At 69.5% G+C, this 15,657-nt stretch carries 14 protein-coding genes; 8 read left to right on the top strand and 6 right to left on the bottom strand.

Annotation, left to right across the window (positions count from 1 at the left end):
* The first annotated feature begins 116 nt into the window (after positions 1–116).
* The 5 genes from ACGFIF_RS12780 to ACGFIF_RS12760 all read left to right on the top strand — a co-directional run bounded on the left by ACGFIF_RS12780 (position 117) and on the right by ACGFIF_RS12760 (position 5,106).
* Positions 117–776, top strand: a complete 660-nt coding sequence (locus ACGFIF_RS12780; protein WP_393154403.1) for a GNAT family N-acetyltransferase — start codon at positions 117–119, stop codon at positions 774–776.
* A 94-nt stretch (positions 777–870) separates the two neighbouring features.
* Positions 871–1,668 carry a CAP domain-containing protein gene (locus tag ACGFIF_RS12775; RefSeq protein ID WP_393154402.1) on the top strand — a complete coding sequence of 266 codons (798 nt, stop codon included), beginning with the start codon at positions 871–873 and terminating at the stop codon, positions 1,666–1,668.
* Positions 1,669–1,866: 198 nt separating this feature from the next.
* The gene (locus tag ACGFIF_RS12770) at positions 1,867–2,826 is read left to right on the top strand and encodes a CAP domain-containing protein (protein WP_393154401.1); all 960 of its coding nucleotides are present in this window, start codon (positions 1,867–1,869) and stop codon (positions 2,824–2,826) included.
* Between the two features lie 191 nt (positions 2,827–3,017).
* Positions 3,018–4,766: a CAP domain-containing protein gene (locus tag ACGFIF_RS12765; protein ID WP_393154400.1), complete on the top strand. Its 1,749-nt coding sequence runs from the start codon at positions 3,018–3,020 to the stop codon at positions 4,764–4,766.
* Between the two features lie 79 nt (positions 4,767–4,845).
* Complete coding sequence (locus tag ACGFIF_RS12760; RefSeq protein WP_393154399.1) at positions 4,846–5,106, top strand: hypothetical protein; 261 nt, start codon at positions 4,846–4,848, stop codon at positions 5,104–5,106.
* On the opposite strand, the gene ACGFIF_RS12755 is transcribed toward ACGFIF_RS12760, so the two are convergent.
* A complete protein-coding gene (locus ACGFIF_RS12755; protein WP_393154398.1) occupies positions 5,060–6,043 on the bottom strand; it encodes a GlxA family transcriptional regulator in 984 nt (327 codons plus the stop codon). The two genes, ACGFIF_RS12760 and ACGFIF_RS12755, sit on opposite strands and share 47 nt — an antisense overlap.
* 82 nt (positions 6,044–6,125) lie before the next feature.
* On the opposite strand from ACGFIF_RS12755, the gene ACGFIF_RS12750 reads away from it, so the two are divergent.
* A complete protein-coding gene (locus tag ACGFIF_RS12750) occupies positions 6,126–6,890 on the top strand; it encodes an MBL fold metallo-hydrolase (protein ID WP_393154397.1) in 765 nt (254 codons plus the stop codon).
* 32 nt (positions 6,891–6,922) lie between these two features.
* On the opposite strand, the gene ACGFIF_RS12745 is transcribed toward ACGFIF_RS12750, so the two are convergent.
* The gene (locus ACGFIF_RS12745; protein ID WP_393154396.1) at positions 6,923–7,786 is read right to left on the bottom strand and encodes an MOSC domain-containing protein; all 864 of its coding nucleotides are present in this window, start codon (positions 7,784–7,786) and stop codon (positions 6,923–6,925) included.
* 77 nt (positions 7,787–7,863) lie between these two features.
* Here ACGFIF_RS12745 and ACGFIF_RS12740 point away from each other — a divergent pair, with 77 nt between their 5' ends.
* Positions 7,864–8,376, top strand: coding sequence for a helix-turn-helix transcriptional regulator (locus ACGFIF_RS12740; RefSeq protein WP_393154395.1), 513 nt, complete (start codon positions 7,864–7,866; stop codon positions 8,374–8,376).
* Positions 8,377–8,379: 3 nt separating this feature from the next.
* On the opposite strand, the gene ACGFIF_RS12735 is transcribed toward ACGFIF_RS12740, so the two are convergent.
* Complete coding sequence (locus tag ACGFIF_RS12735; protein ID WP_393154394.1) at positions 8,380–9,186, bottom strand: spermidine synthase; 807 nt, start codon at positions 9,184–9,186, stop codon at positions 8,380–8,382.
* A gap of 12 nt (positions 9,187–9,198) precedes the next feature.
* A complete protein-coding gene (locus tag ACGFIF_RS12730; RefSeq protein ID WP_393154393.1) occupies positions 9,199–10,341 on the bottom strand; it encodes a glycerophosphodiester phosphodiesterase in 1,143 nt (380 codons plus the stop codon).
* Positions 10,342–10,625: 284 nt separating this feature from the next.
* Here ACGFIF_RS12730 and ACGFIF_RS12725 point away from each other — a divergent pair, with 284 nt between their 5' ends.
* On the top strand, positions 10,626–11,618 hold the full coding sequence (locus tag ACGFIF_RS12725; protein WP_393154392.1) for a malate dehydrogenase: 993 nt from the start codon (positions 10,626–10,628) through the stop codon (positions 11,616–11,618).
* A gap of 63 nt (positions 11,619–11,681) precedes the next feature.
* Here ACGFIF_RS12725 and ACGFIF_RS12720 read toward each other — a convergent pair whose 3' ends face one another.
* A complete protein-coding gene (locus ACGFIF_RS12720; protein WP_393154391.1) occupies positions 11,682–14,918 on the bottom strand; it encodes a S8 family serine peptidase in 3,237 nt (1,078 codons plus the stop codon).
* Between the two features lie 250 nt (positions 14,919–15,168).
* On the bottom strand, positions 15,169–15,648 hold the full coding sequence (locus ACGFIF_RS12715) for a hypothetical protein (protein ID WP_393154390.1): 480 nt from the start codon (positions 15,646–15,648) through the stop codon (positions 15,169–15,171).
* Positions 15,649–15,657 lie beyond the last annotated feature (9 nt).

The raw sequence follows: 15,657 nt of genomic DNA, 5'->3' as shown, positions 1-15,657 counted from the left end.
GTTGGTGACTCCGAGCGGTATTGGTGACCGCCCGGAATCGGTGATGTACGGCCAGTTGGTGACAGACGACACCACTTCCCCTCGCCGTCTCGCCATCTGGCTGCTTGAATCGACGGGTGAGAGATCGTGAGGAGCTCGTCCGCCGCTGGCAGGCCGGGTGGTCGGTTTCGAGGGGCTGGACCACCGTGGAGGACGACAACGACGGCATCCTGACCGTCCGTGCGGGTGAGGAGAACCGCGCGATGGAGTATGTCGTACTGGATGCCGATGACAAGCCTGAACGGGTCGAACGTGCCGCCGAGCTGGCCCTGGCCGCCGGTGGTGGCCGCGGGGCCGGCTGGATCACCCTGGCCACGGACGACAAGGAAGCCCGGATCGAGCAGCTCGAGGACCTCGGCCTCGAGGTGCAGCAGGATCAGGACTGGCTGATGACCATCCAGTTGTCGGAGCAGCCGGCGCTGAAGCTGCACGAGCGCTATACCCTGCACACCGAGCTCGAGTCCGACCTGATCATCACCCGCGCCACGTTGCACGGCGGAGTTGTGTCGAGCGGGCGGATGGCGGTGGTCGGCGAGGACGCGGTCGCGGACCGGATCGAGACCGATCCGGCGCACCGGCGGCGCGGGCTCGGCAGTGCGGTGATGGCCTCGCTGGTCGAGACGGCGGCGGCCCAGGGCGCCAAGCGCGGCATCCTGATCGCCTCGATCGACGGCCTGCGGCTCTATCGCAGCCTGGGCTGGAAGGTCGTCGCGGACATCATCATCGCCAGGTGCTGACCGTTTCGTTCAAACGCATGACATTGTCAAAGGTTCGTGAAGTGCGGCCGGGCCGGGGAGTGATGCCTGCCCAGGGTGGGCAAGGCTGCACACCATGACGAGCCACAAACGCCCGCAGCAGCGCTTTGGAGTGATCGGGCCGGTCCTGGCCTCGCTCGCCGCCTTGGTGCTGATCGCCGGCATCGGGTGGTTCGTGCTGGACCGGACCGCGAATGTCCTGACCAGCCAGGACCGGCCGTTGACGACCACCTCGGACGACACCTCTCTCACACCGAGCATCTCAGCGACCCCGTCCTCCACACCTCCCCGCCGTACGACGCCCGCTCCGAAAGCGACACCGACCCGGACGAAGACCACGACCCCGACCCCCACCCCCCGCCGAACGACGTCCGCACCGAGCCGGGAGGGCACCCGGTCGACGAAGCCGACGCCGAGGCCGACGCGCACCAGTACGCCGACGCCCACCAAGACGACGACCAGCGCGCCGTCCGGTGGATCGGGTACGGCGGAAGCGCAGGTGCTGAAGCTGACGAACGACGAGCGCGCCAAGGCCGGCTGTGGTCCGCTGCGGACGAACAGCGCGCTGACCAATGCCGCCGAGGCCCACGCGGCCGACATGGTCGACCGGCACTACTTCGCGCACGACAGCCTGGACGGCCGCAGCCCGTTCGACCGGATGAAGGCCGCCGGGTACCGCGGCGGCGCGATGGCCGAGAACATCGCGGTCGGTTACCAGAGCCCGGCGGCCGTGGTCGAGGGCTGGATGAACAGCTCCGGGCACCGCAAGAACATCCTCAACTGCACCTACACGGTGATCGGCATCGGCTACGACGCCGGCCAGGTGAAACCGGAATGGGGCAACGGCAGTTGGGTGCAGGACTTCGGCGGATGACCCGCTGACCCCAGCGCGGTGGTTAAACGTTTCCCGGAAAACCTTCGGGAAACGTTAAGAGCCGTCGCGAACCTGTAACGGTGACCTCTCCGGTCGGTTAAGGTCGCACTCCTGTAACCAGGGGGGACCTGGCAGCAACTGCAACGCGGGGAACGACGAGCACTCGGTACGACGAAAACGAAGAGGATTCGCCCACCCATGACGGATTCGCCTACCCCCCGGCGACACCGCGGCAGTAGACGAGCTCCCCGGCGGAGCCGTGGCCTGATCGGCCCGACGGTCAGTGCGCTGTCCGTCCTGCTTGCCATCGGCCCGGTGGTCTGGCTGATGTCCCGCGACGGTTCGACCGTCGACGGCGCGACGAAGGTCCTGAACGTCTCCGAGGAGACCCGGGACGACGCCGGCCGATCGGTTGTCGACGGCACCAACTCTTCCGGTACGCCGTACAGCACGGTCACCAAGACGCTTCCGAACGGAACGACCACGACCGTCGCCGGTACTCCGACCCTCGGCTCGGCCGCGTCGACGTCGACCTCGGACTCACCGGCCACGACGCCGACCGGTTCACCGACGAGCATCGTCACCACTGCATCGACTGCCGGCGTGACGACCGTGACGGTCAGCCCGACGGCTCCGCGCACCACGGACTCCAGGACCATCCAGAAGCCGCGGCCGACGCGGACGACGCCGACGAAGACCGAGACCACCGAGCCGCGGCCGAGCGATCCGACGACGCAGCCGCCGGTCAGCGGTGGCGGCACGAACGCGCAGGAGCGCGAGGTGCTCAACTACACCAACGCGATCCGGGAGCAGCAGGGCTGCGGTCCGCTCCGGCTGGACAGCGCGCTGGTCTCGGCGGCCGGGAAGCACGCGTCCGACATGGTCCGCCGGCACTACATGGATCACACGAACCCCGACGGCCAGGACCCGGGTGACCGGATGTCGGCCGCCGGATACCGCGGCTCGGGCTGGGGCGAGAACATCGCCGCCGGCTACGACAGCGCGCAGAAGGTCGTCGCGGCCTGGATGAAGAGCGAGGGACATCGCAAGAACATCCTGAACTGCCGGTTCACCTCCATCGGCATCGGCTACGACCCCGGACAGGTCCGATCCGACTGGGGCCCAGGCAGCTGGGTCCAGGACTTCGGCCGGAGCTGAGGACGTCATTGTGTCGAACGCACCGAGTGTGGCGGAGATGTTGTCTCACGGCCACAATGTCCGGCCGGTTCACGGCCGGTCACTGCGGGTAGATCCGTCCTTGCCATGTCGCCGGACCGTCCTGGGGGTTCCGGTGAGACGAATGATGAGGCACGTCTTGGGGGCGAGACAGTGAAGGGAACAACGAAATAATGTCCGAGTCCGGCGCCAACGGCCGGTACAAGCCACGCAGGAAAGCGACCCGGGCAGCATCCCGCGGATCCCGCTCCAGCGCGGCCAACCGCCCCACTCCGGCGGAGACCACTCCGCCGCCCCCACCGGAGCCACCCCGGTACGCACCACGGACCAGTGACGAGTCGCCGTTCTGGGCGACCGCACAGTCCGCGGGCGCGGCCAACGAGTCCCCGTTCTGGGCAAACACCCAGTCGTCCCCAGGCGCCGGGACCCAGCCGATCGCCCGCCCCGCCTCCCCCTCCAGCGTCGGAACGGGCCCCAGCGACACCACTTCGCCCCGGTCCTACACCCGCGCGAGCGAGTCCGGCCTCGGCGAAACGGCCTCATCGCGCTCCTACACCCGCGCAGCAGCCGCCGGTACGCCGCCCGCCGCAGCCACCGGCCTGGGCGAGACCGCCTCCTCCCGCTCCTACACCCGCGCCAGCGAATCCGGCCTCGGCGAGACGGCCTCGTCCCGGTCGTACTCCCGCGCCAGCGAGTCCGGGCTCGGCTCCGGGGCCGGCGAGACCGCCTCGTCGCGGTCGTACTCACGCGCAAGCGAGTCCGGCCTGGGCGAGACCGCCTCCTCCCGGTCGTACTCCCGCGCCAGCGAGTCCGGGCTCGGCTCCGGGGCCGGCGAGACCGCCTCGTCGCGGTCGTACTCGCGGTCAGCAGCAGGCGGTTCGCCGGCCTGGGTGACTCAGTCCGCGGCGGGCTCGACGACCGAGTCGGGGTCCCGGGCAGGCAGGCGCTTCGCCTCGACGGACGACGCGGACTCCGAGACCGCGCCCACCGTCACGTCAGGCTCCCGGACCGTCGGCACAGCCATCACGACCGCGGCCACCGCGGGTCGAACGACCTCCAGCCCGCACGCCGCGGCTGCCTCAGGTGGAGGCGGCCGCGGCGGTTCACGCGCGGCAGCCCGGTCCGCCGCCGGAGGCTCGCGCGCTCGTCGACCGCTGGTCGCGGTGGCATCCGTCCTACTCGTGATCACCCCGATCTCCTGGATCCTGCTGCACCAGCCGCAGAACGACGAGGCCGACGCCTCGGTCCCGATCGTCACGCGCACCGACGACACCTACGTCACCCCGACGACCAAGCCGGTGGTGAATCCCCCGTCGTCCAAGGTGAGTACGCCGCCGGTCACGCCCAGCGCGACCCCGACGCCGACCCCGACGGACTCGGCCACGCCGACCTCCACCCCGTCGACGAGCGAACCCACCGAAGCCCCGACCTCGAAGTCGACCGAGGGCCGCACCACCACGGCACCCAACCAGCCCACCCCGACGCCGGACCGCACCACCGCAACCCGGCCGACCGCCCCGCCCACCACCAACACCCCGCCACCTCCGCCGGCGCGGGACGGTGGGATGGAGAAGGACGAGTTGCAGTTGTTCGACATGATCGACGCGGCCCGCGTCGCCAACGGGTGTGCACCGCTCGAGCAGGATCCCGGGTTGACCCAGGGGGCCCGCGCGGACGCCGGCAGCCGCTCGAAGTCGGCCAGCAACCTCAATGCCAGCGGTTCCTCCATGACGGCAGCGGGTGGCGACGAATGGTCCCCGCAGAGGGCCTACGACCAGATGATGGCGCAGAGCAAGAGCACCGTGCTGAACTGCAACCTGAAGACGCTCGCCGTCGGCAAGGCCGTGACACCGTACTGCAAGGCCCTCCTCTGTCTGACAGGTAGGACCGACCGCGTCAGCTGGGTCGCGGATTTCACGTAAGGCGGAGCGCACTTTCGTCGGGAGTTGGTGCGACCATGGGAGGGAACGACCCTTGGTCCACCAACCCTGCGGAGGCCGGATGTACGGGGAACGCGACGACCTGGACCCGCCCCGGCCCGCTCACTTCGGGATCCCGCCGGACGCCCTCGCCGACGAGCGCCCCGATCCGCGCCCGGAAGAGGCCAGGCGGATGGGTCTGAGCCGTCATACCGAGGAAGGCGCCGTGCTCTACTTCGCCTCGTCCCTCGACGGTGGCAAACCGGGTCACCGGATGATCGCCTGGATCCTCCTGGTCACCTTCGCGGCGCCGGCTCTGTATACCCTCCTGCTCCTGCTGTGAGTACGCCGAACTCCTGACGATGCCGCTGCGGCGTCGTACCGAGGACGGTGTGGAAGTGGTGGCGCAGGGCTGCGCTGCTGCCGAAGCCGCTCTCGGTGGCGACGCGTTCGACCGGGTGATCGGTGGTCTCGAGCAACAACCTGGCCCGATCGAGCCGCTGGCGTAGCAGCCAGGCCTGCCCGGAGCTGCCGGTCCGGGCGCGGAACTGCCTGGTGAAGGTACGACGGGACAACGCGACCGCGGCCGCCCATTCGTCCAGGGACACAGGCTGATCGAGTCGGGCGCGGGCCCAGACCATCGCCTTCTCGATCACGTCGTCGCTGGGATCGGGCGGGACGGGCACCGGGATGTACTGCGCCTGGGAGCCGCTGCGATGCGGCGCGACGACGATGCTCCGGGCCAGCCGCTCGGCCAGCTCGACGCCGTGGTGGGTGCGGACGAGGTGCAGACAGCAGTCGATCGACGCGGCTGTCCCGGCCGAGGTGACGAGATCGCCGAGGTCCGACCACAGCATGTCCGCGCGGACCTTGATGTCCGGGTGCATCTCTTGCAGTTGGTCCGCCCACCGCCAGTGCGTGACGACCTCCCGGCCGTCCGCGATCCCGCTCGCCGCGACCAGGAACGCGCCGACGCACAGCCCGACCACCGTGGCACCGCGGTCGTGCGCCTGCCGGATGCTGTCGATCAGTACGGCGGACGGTTCGCGTTTCGGATGCCAGCTCGGCAGGATCACCAGGTCCGCCGCGTCCATCGCCTCGAGGCCGTGGTCGACGGTGATCCCGAAGCCGGCGTTGGTCGACAGCGGACCGGGCTGCTCGGCACACACGCGGACGTCGTACTCGCTCGGCTCGCCGAGACGGTCGCCGAGCACCAGGCACGGGACGGAGAGATGGAACGGGCTCATCCGGTCGAAGGCGAGGACGGCGACGGTACGCATGGAACCAGTATGGCCCGATCTTCAGGAACTGTGGCTCTCGGGCCAATGGTAGTCGCGGCAGCCGAGCGCGACGATCGTTGGCATGAAGATCACCCACATCGGCGGCCCGACCGCACTGATCAGCCTTGGTGGACTGACCATCCTGACCGACCCCGCGTTCGACGAGCCGCAGGAGTACGTCTTGGCGACCGGTCGGGTGATGACCAAACTGATCGGCCCGGCCGTGCCCGTCTCGGAGCTCGGCCCGGTCGACGTCGTCCTGCTGTCGCACGACGAGCACAAGGACAACCTCGACGACGCCGGCCGCGCGCTGCTGTCGGCGGTCCCGGCGGTCCTGTCGACTCCAGGAGCCGCCACCCGGATTCCCGGCGTACGCGGTCTGGAGATCTGGGAGTCGGTGGAGCTGCCGCGTCCGGACGGCGGCGTACTCACCGTCACCGGCGTGCCGGCCCTCCACGGCCCTGAAGGCGCCGAGGCCGTGCTCGGCGCAGTCACCGGCTTCGTCCTCACCGCGGACGACCTCCCGACCGTCTACGTCTCCGGCGACAATGCGTCGGTCGACCTGGTCAAGCGGATCGCCGATCGTTTCGCTCCGATCGACGTCGCCGTTCTCTTCGCCGGCGCCGCCCGGACCTCCTTGATGGACGGCGCCCCACTGACCCTCACCTCCGAAGCCGCCGCCGAGGCCGCCCACCTCCTCACCCCCGCCACCATCGTCCCCGTTCACACCGAAGGCTGGTCCCACTTCTCCGAGGGCCCCGACCACCTCGCCAAGACCTTCGACCAGGCCGGCCTGTCCACCCGCCTCCAACTCCTCCCACACGGTGTCCCGACCACCCTCGGTTAACGCACGCCGTGTGAGGTCCAGAACGGGGCGGGCTACCGAGTGGTCGGCGCCGGGTCCGGGCCGTCCGGGAGCCAGTCGTGTACCAAGACCTCATCGCCTACATGAAGGGTGCCTTCGGCAAGTACTGCGGCCTTGAGGCCGAAGCTGACGCCGCCGCCGTAGTCCGGCTGCCGGCGGTACGTCGCCAGCGTCCGGGTCGGCTCGGGACCTCGCTTCTCACCGGTCGCCTGGTCGACGGTCGGGACCGCGCACCGGATCGAGCGGGCCGCGTACCCGATCTCGACCGCACCGGCCGACATCCGCAGCACCTTGTCCTCGGTGTGCGGTTCGGGCCAGCCGGCCACGACGATGTTCGGCCGGAAGCGGTTCATCGGGATCGCGTCGCCGCCGTGCTCCACGATCCGCTCGTTCAGACCGTCCAGCGAGGACAGTGACGTGATCAGCAATGCGTGCGCGTCACCGAACCCGGTCTGCCCGCGATGCACGCCCCACCCCGGCCGCTCGTGCTCCGGCGTCACCCGGACCAGCGCCGCGGGCTTGCCGAGTCGCGCGGAGAACCACTCGTCCGCAGCCGGATCCTGTACGACGCCCTGGCCGAACCACTTCCCGAACAGGCTGACGTCGCGCCGCTTGCCGTCGTACTGGACCGGCACCTCGAGGTCCGGCGCGCCCGCCGCGGTGAACCGGAGCGCCGCACCGTCGTCGAGAACCTCGGCCCGCAGCGCCGCCATCGCCGGCAGGCTCCGCTGGCTCAGAAAGGTCCCGTCCGGCTCGACGAGCATGAAGTTCCGGTCGTGCCGGAGCCCGGTCGGCCCCACCTCGGCCTGCTCCACGGACACCCCGGCCAGACCCTTCACCGGGTAATAGCTCAGAGCAGCAACCTTCGCGACAGACATTGCCCAATCGTACCTTGACTCCTGACACTTGCTTTGTTCATTCATGTTGAATTATGTTTGATCGCGAGGAGGTCGAGATGCAGGATGTGGAGGCGTTCGCCGCGGCGTTGCAGCGGGTACGGCGGCACGCCGGGCTGACCTATCGCGAGCTGGCCGATCACGCGCACTACTCGCACGCACACCTGGTCCGGGCGACGAGCGGCAAGCAGCTGCCGTCGTGGGACGTGACGTCCGCTTTCCTCGCGGGCTGCGGGGTTGCGGCCGAGCTCATGCCGGTCTGGCGGCGGAGATGGGAGATCGTGAGCCGCGATCCGCAGGATGTTGTCGAGCTCCTGCAGGCCGCCCAGACACTCGAGGATCTGGGCGCAGCGCTGTCCGCGCTCGCACGGCCGCGGTCGCAACGGACGTTGGAGCACCTCACCGGCGTCCCGCGGACGACTCTGCAAGGCTGGTTCCGCGGTACGCGCCTGGCCAACCGGGATCGCCTAGACCGCCTGGTCCGAGCGCTCGGCGCGACCTCCGACGAGCGCGCCGCCTTCGCCCAGACCCTCGACCGCCTCAGCTACGCGAGGAGCCGGGCCGCCGCGTGACCGTCAGTTCCGGAACGTGCCGGGCGGCGCGGCCGGCGTGACGAAACCTTCCGCGTCGGTGAGCGGCGCGGCCTTGCCGGCCAGCTCGCTCAACGGCATCACGTCGTACGGCGGTTGAGCCCGTCGACCGGCTGGGGTCAGATCGGGGACGGGCTGCGGTGACGCGACCAGGATGACGTTCCCGAACCCCTTGCCCCGAAGGACTTTCCGCTCGGCCAGTACGACGCCGTCGCCGAGGACTCCACGGACGGTCGCCGCCGTACGACGGATGAACGGCAGGCCGGCCGAGCCGTCGATCAGGTTGGCGACCAGTACGCCGGTCGGCCGCAGGACCCGGGCGCAGTGGGCGAAGAACTCGGTGGTGACCAGGTTCGCCGGGACCGCCTCGTGCTCGAACGCGTCCAGGATCAGCAGGTCCATCGAGTCGTCGTACAGCTCGGTGATCCCGGCCCGGCCGCTGACGCCGCGCACCTTGATACCGGAGCGTTTCGGCAGCGGCAGCGCCTCGCGGACGAACTCGGTCAGATCCTCGTCCGGCTCCAGTACGATCTGCCGCGACCGCGGCCGGGTCACCGCGACGTACCGCGGGAGACTCAGCCCGGCGCCGCCCACGTGCGCGACGGCGACCGGCTGACGTCGAGGTGCGACGGCGTCGACGACATCGCCGATCCGTCGCATGTACTCGAAGGACAGGTGGGTGGGGTCGGCAAGGTCGACCTGCGACTGCAGCGATCCGTCGACCCGGAGCACGAAGGTCCCGTCGGCGTCAGCCTCGACGGTCGCGGTCCCGGAGCCGACCTTGCGTTCCACCCGCCTATCTTGTCATCGCGCTTCGGTCTCCTCGGCCACCGCGATGTCGGTGTTGTCGGTGAACAGCCCGTCGATCCCAGCTTGCCGGTACGCCGCGATCTCGCCGAACAGGTTGCCCGAGTCGGCCGCGACGGTGGAGCTGTCGAAGTTCGCCGGCAGGAAGTTGTTCTCCACCCGGAAGGTGTAGGGGTGGACGACGAGGCCGGCCCGGTGCGCGTTGGCGACCAGCGCGGTCGGCTGACCGAGCCTGCCGGTCGCGTCGAGCGGGATGACCTGGTCCTTCGACGGTCCGAGGCCCTTTGCGTACGTCGCGACCTCGCGCAGACCGGCCGGGCTGACGACGTCGGCATACGTGCGCGGGTCACCGGCGACGACGAAGTCGTACGGCGCTCCGGACGAGCTGGTGAGCTGGACGAGCGGGACCCGCAGCTGCGTGCGCAGGGCCTTGAGGTTCGACACCTCGAAGGACTGGACGAACACCTTGGCGTCCGCGCGGTTCAGGCCGTTGCGGTTGAGGGTCTTCACCAGCTGCGGCTCGAGCGCGAGGCCCTGCTGCTGGAAGTACGTCGGGTGCTTGGTCTCCGGGTAGATGCCGATCGGCCGGTCGAGCTCGCGGGACAGCCGGCGGCTCAGGTCGATGACCTCCTGCAGGGTCGGCACCTGGTAGTGGCCGTCGAACACGGTGTTGTGCTGCCGGACCGCCGGGATCCGCTCCTTCGCCCGGAGCGTCCGCAGTTCGGCCAGGGTGAAGTCCTCGGCGAACCACCCGGTCACCGCGACACCGTCGAGCTGCTTGGTCTTCTTCCGGGCCGCGAACTCCGGGTGCGCCGCGACGTCCGTCGTACCGCCGATCTCGGGCTCGTGCCGGGCCACCAGCACCCGGTCCTTGGTGGTCACCAGGTCGGGCTCGATGTAGTCGGCCCCCATCCGGGCCGCCAGCTCGTACGACGCCAGCGTGTGTTCCGGGCGGTAACCGGACGCACCCCGGTGCCCGACGATGACGTAGTCGTCGCGATGCTTGTCGGCGGACTGGGCGGCCGTGTCGGTGACCGGCGCCGTCGCTGGGACGGCCTGCGGGACCAGGAAGGCGGCGGCGACGGCGAGGGCCGACGCGGCGACGGGGACGAATCGGCGGGGCAGCACCGTTCGCTTCATGGGGTTCTCCTTACACGTCAGGGACTCGCCTCACCCTCAGCGCGGGCGGCGAAATCGCCGCTGCCTGCCGGGGTCCGGCCGGTATCCGGGCAGTGAACGATCCCGGCCTACCAGCACAAACCGATGTGAGGAAGGCCTCCCCTCCTCTCTCCCTTTCTTTCCTTTGTCCCGCCCGCCGCAGGCGGGCGGATGTGAGGAAGTCGTGGGCGCCCCAGCGTTGGTGCTGCGGGCGGGGCTTGCTAGCGTCCGAAGCACACACATCACATGAGTTCGAGGAGCGTGTCGTGAGCACTACACCGGTGAAGGTGGCCGTTACCGGGGCCGCTGGTCAGATCGGCTACAGCCTGTTGTTCCGGATCGCGAGCGGTGCGCTGCTCGGCCCGGACACGCCGGTCGAGCTGCGGCTGCTGGAGATCACCCCGGCGCTGAAGGCGCTCGAGGGGGTCGTGATGGAGCTCGACGACAGCGCCTTCCCGACGCTGGCCGGCGTGGAGATCGGCGACGACCCGAACGTCATCTTCGACGGCGCGAACGTGGCCCTGCTGGTCGGCGCCCGGCCGCGGACCAAGGGAATGGAGCGCGGCGACCTGCTGGAGGCGAACGGCGCGATCTTCACCGTCCAGGGCAAGGCGCTGAACGACCACGCCGCGGACGACATCCGGATCACCGTGACCGGCAACCCGGCCAACACGAACGCGCTGATCGCCCGGAGCAACGCCCCGGACATCCCGGCCGAGCGGTTCTCCGCGCTGACCCGGCTGGACCACAACCGGGCGCTGGCGCAGCTGGCGAAGAAGACCGGTACGCACGTCACCGACCTGAAGAAGGTGACGATCTGGGGCAACCACTCCGCGACCCAGTACCCGGACATCTTCCACGCCGAGGTGGCCGGTAAGAACGCCGCCGAGGTCGTCAACGACCAGGCCTGGCTGGAGAACGACTTCATCCCGACCGTGCAGAAGCGCGGCGCGGCGATCATCGAGGCCCGCGGCGCGTCCTCGGCGGCGTCCGCGGCGGCGGCGACGATCGACCACACCCGCGACTGGCTGCGCGGCTCGGCCGACGGCGACTGGCTGTCGATGGCGGTCGTCTCCGACGGTTCGTACGGCGTACCGGAGGGCCTGATCTCGTCGTTCCCGGTGACCACGAAGGACGGCAACTGGGAGATCGTCCAGGGCCTGGAGATCAACGACTTCTCCCGCGCCCGGATCGACGCCAGCACCACCGAACTCGGCGAGGAGCGCGACGCCGTCCGGGCCCTGAACCTGCTCGGCTGACCCGCACCACCACGCACAGAACCCCCGGGGAGACCTGAACCTCTCCCCGGGGGTTCTTGTGTCTCACCGCAGTGGGTACGCGGCGATCACCGTCTGGTCGGTGGTGTTGCCTGCGGCATCGACCAGGGTGGCCTTGAGCGAGACCGACGGACCGGCGGGCGTCGCGAACACGGCCTTGTAGCCGGCGCCGGAAGGTACGACGGACGCCGCCTTCCAGGTCGTTCCGCCATCACCAGACACCTGGACCTGCAACTGCTTCACCGCCGGCAGCACCGCACCCGGCGTACCGTCCAGCACGATCGGCAGCACCGTCACCGCCGTCCGCTTCACGGTGTTCTGCGCATCCACGTCCGGCTTGTATCTGACCGTCCGTACCGGCAACGCCGTCTTCGCAGCCGGCGCCGCCGAGCTGAACGTCGCCGTCAGGTCCGTCCGCGTGGAGAACCCGGACACCGTCTGCGTCCCCGACGTGACGAACTTGTACGACGCCTTGTCCGCCGGCAATCCACTCGCCGCGACACCACCGAACGAGCCCGACGTCGCCACCTCCGCGCCGTTTCGGTAGAGCGTGCTGCTCCCTGAACTTCGCACCCGGCCGACGTTCCCGTCCGCATCCGCATAGGTCCAGACCGACACCCTCAGATCACCGCCGTCCCGGTACGCCTCATTGACGGACGGCACGAACGAAGCCGCGTTCCACCGCTCGTGATAGCTCCGCCCGGCCTGATAAGACTTTGCCGGGCCGGCCAACGACCAGGCGCCGCGCGGCACATCAGGTCCGACGTCACCGAACCATCCCCCCGGCGTCTGATCGAGGTAGTAGCGCAGAGTCCTCGGGAGGTCGAGCCGCACGACCGGGACAAAGACTCCGCTGACCCCGGGCAGGCTCGGTGCGATCAGCTTCCCGACCTGCTCGCTGTTGGTCGCGTTCACGGTGCTGTCGACCGTGGCGAGCTCTTCCTGACGGACGTCCCGATGGAAGCCGGTGGCGAACTCGCCCGGCTGGTGGTTCGCGAGCCCGTACACGTACGGCGTGTTCGTGAAGTACCCGTCACCGCGAACACCCCACTGCGACGTGACATGCCCGGTCAGCTCCGCAGCCGGCAGGGCCGGCCCGGTGCTCAGTGTGAACATCCGCCCGAACTTGAAGCCGACCGCCGAGGACACGTAGGGGCGCGTCCCGTCAGCCGAGTTCCGGTCGAATCCGACATCCAGGTTCGCCTGCTCGGCATCCGCCCGCGGCACCGTGGTGGTGAGGACCTTCGCCTTCCGCGCGTCCAGGACGACCTGCTGGTCGGAGGTCAGCTTGATACTCGGCGCGAGGAGTTTGTAGAACGCCCAGTCCTCGGTGGCCAGCTCGAACTCCTGGAAGTTGTCGACCAGGTACTCGCCCTTCGGCAGCTTGATCTTTACCGTGCCGCCCTCGCTGCCGTAGGTGTCGAACACGTCGTTGTCGAGACCGAAGACCGTGATCGGGTAGTCGCTCGGCGTCCCGTCCGGCCTGATCGTCGAGACGGTCAGCGTGTAGACCTCGCCTTCCTTCTCCACTCCCAGGGGTACGACGACCGAGGTGCCCGAGCCGGTCGCGGTGATCCGGCCGGAGTACAGGCCGTCGGCGCCGCTGTGGTTAGTGTTCGAGGTCGCCTGGACCGAGGCGGTGCCGCCGGCCGGCACGGTCACGGAGTCGGCGCTCAGGGTCAGCGCTCCCGTGGGCGCCGCCGTACCGTCCGGGCCGTTGAGTACGGCGGCCAGCGACAGGGTGACCGGTTGGTCGCCCAGGTTGCGGAAGGTGACGTCGCGCGTGACCGGTTCATCGTCGTTGTGCGGGAAGGCCGCGGTGCCGAACGACACGCTGCCCGACTCGGCGATGACGGTCTGCTTGATCGCGGCCGCCAGGTCGATCCGTCCGGCGCCTTGCTGGAAGGACGTCTGGTCGGCGGCCACCTTGGCCGAACCCATCAGCGCGCCCTTGAGCTGTCCCGGTGTCCAGACCGGGTGTTCCTGCAGCAGCAGGGCCGCCGCGCCCGCGGTGTGCGGTGCGGCCATCGACGTACCGGACAGGCGCAGGTACTGGTCGCCGACGGGCTCGCCGATCGAGGAGTCCTTGGACTTCGCGGCGACGATGTCCGTGCCGGGCGCGGTCACGTCGGGCTTGACCGCGCCGTCACCGACCCGTGGGCCACGGCTGGACAGGAAGTGCAGTTGGTCCTGCTTGTCGACGTTGCCGACCGTCAGCGCCGCGTCCGCGCTGCCCGGCGAACTGATGGTGTGATCACCGGACCCCGCGTTGCCCGCGGCGATGACGAACAGCGTGCCGGTGTCGGCGGTCAGCCGGTTGACGGCTTCCTCTAGCGGATCGATCTCGGGAGTGTCGGTGCCGCCGAGGCTGAGGTTGACGATCTTCGCCTTCACCTCGTTCGCGGCCCACTCCATCCCGGCCAGGATCGCGGAGTCCTGGCAGGTCCGGCCCACACACACCTTCCCGTCGTACAGCTTCGCGTCCGGCGCCACACCCTTGTACCTGCCGTCCGATGCGGCCCCGGTGCCCGCGATCGTCGACGCGACATGCGTGCCGTGACCGACCAGGTCGCCGGCGCTGTCGTCGGTGAAGTTCCGGGCACCGGCCAGCTGAGTCGCCAGGTCCGGGTGGGTGGCGTCGATCCCGGTGTCGAGGACGGCGACCGACACGCCCTGACCGGTGTAGCCGGCCTGCCAGGCCACCGGGCCGCCGATCTGCGGCACCGACTGATCCAGCGAGATCTCACGCTTGCCGTCCAGCCAGACCTTGCCGATTCCGTTGGCCGACTGTGCGGTCGCCGTACCCAGGAACGCGGTCGCGTTCTTCTTGTCCACCGCCATCGCGGCTCCGCCGATCGACGGGAGCTGCCGGGTGACCTTCGCACCCGCGGGCACCGAGCGCTTCGCCGTGCCCTGGTACGTCGCCAGCACCGGGATCACCGGGCGCGACGCGTCGTCGTACCCGTCCTCGATCAACCCGGTCACGTCGAACAGCCGGCGATCCAGCCGGCCGTCCGCGACGGCCTTGGTGACATCGGACGGGATCACATAGGAGTGGTCCTTCGACCGGTAGGTGTTGAACCCGATGTCCTGCCGGCCGTTGCCCGGCTGGACCGTCGCCTTGGCCGGGTCGCCACCGCGCACCGTCACCTTGTCGCCGGTGATCAACGTGACCTGAATGTCTTTCCCCACTGCGGCCGCGGGCACCGCGGGCGGTTCCGCAGCCTGGGCCGGTCCTCCCGCACCGGCCGCTATCAAGCCCGCGGTCGCCAGCAAGGCCACCGCGGACAATGCTCTGTGTCTCGATATCGAACTGAAAGCCACGCCGGGCCCTCCCAGGATTCGGTTGTATTACGCAGGTCTCACGACGGACCGAACCGACGTCCGGGTTGCACCGCGACAGAGACCTCGGAGGAAACGGGCTCCTCCGAGGCCTCTGTGTCCGGAGATGGTCAGCGGTTCCGGTAGGCGTTGACCACTGTCTGGATCGCGGTGTTCCCGTCGCGATCCGAGACCACGGACCGCAGCGCCATCACCTTGGCCGCCGGTGCGCGTCCACCACCGGCCGGAACTCCACCGACCGCAGCGGCAGCACCTCCTTGGCGCCTCCGGTGTCCTGCAAGCTGAACGTCCACACGTGATCGACCCGCGTCGCCAACTGCATCAACGACCGCTGCAACGACACCTCCAGCCGGTACAACGCCTTGGCCGCCGGCGCGTTCTCCACGAACAACTGCCCCGCCCACGAGTCGTCAGCGGCCAGCAGCTTGCCATCGCGGTAGAGCCGGGTGGCACCTTGGTCGTACTTCATCTCCAGCAGGCCGGAGACGTCGAACAGACGGCGGTCCAGGCGACCGGATGTCACCTCCGAGCTGACATCCAGCGGGATCACCGAGAGCCGGCCGTTCGTTCGGCTGATCCGGAACGTGACCCCCTCCCGGCCTTTGCCCGGGGTGACGGTGACGCGCTTGATGTCGCCGTCCTTCAGGACCACGCGATCGCCGGTGATCAAGGTGACGAC

This window comes from Kribbella sp. NPDC049174, from assembly GCF_043197365.1.
Taxonomy (GTDB): domain Bacteria; phylum Actinomycetota; class Actinomycetes; order Propionibacteriales; family Kribbellaceae; genus Kribbella.
This window is presented reverse-complemented; position numbering and strand designations above follow the sequence as displayed.

What these genes read in the sequence shown, in the direction of transcription:
- ACGFIF_RS12740 (WP_393154395.1), top strand. Translation starts at nt 7,864, where the DNA reads ATGCAGGATGTGGAGGCGTTCGCCGCGGCGTTGCAGCGGGTACGGCGG.
- ACGFIF_RS12760 (WP_393154399.1), top strand. Translation starts at nt 4,846, where the DNA reads ATGTACGGGGAACGCGACGACCTGGACCCGCCCCGGCCCGCTCACTTC.
- ACGFIF_RS12730 (WP_393154393.1), bottom strand. Translation starts at nt 10,341, where the DNA reads ATGAAGCGAACGGTGCTGCCCCGCCGATTCGTCCCCGTCGCCGCGTCG.
- ACGFIF_RS12755 (WP_393154398.1), bottom strand. Translation starts at nt 6,043, where the DNA reads ATGCGTACCGTCGCCGTCCTCGCCTTCGACCGGATGAGCCCGTTCCAT.
- ACGFIF_RS12775 (WP_393154402.1), top strand. Translation starts at nt 871, where the DNA reads ATGACGAGCCACAAACGCCCGCAGCAGCGCTTTGGAGTGATCGGGCCG.
- ACGFIF_RS12765 (WP_393154400.1), top strand. Translation starts at nt 3,018, where the DNA reads ATGTCCGAGTCCGGCGCCAACGGCCGGTACAAGCCACGCAGGAAAGCG.
- ACGFIF_RS12745 (WP_393154396.1), bottom strand. Translation starts at nt 7,786, where the DNA reads ATGTCTGTCGCGAAGGTTGCTGCTCTGAGCTATTACCCGGTGAAGGGT.
- ACGFIF_RS12750 (WP_393154397.1), top strand. Translation starts at nt 6,126, where the DNA reads ATGAAGATCACCCACATCGGCGGCCCGACCGCACTGATCAGCCTTGGT.
- ACGFIF_RS12770 (WP_393154401.1), top strand. Translation starts at nt 1,867, where the DNA reads ATGACGGATTCGCCTACCCCCCGGCGACACCGCGGCAGTAGACGAGCT.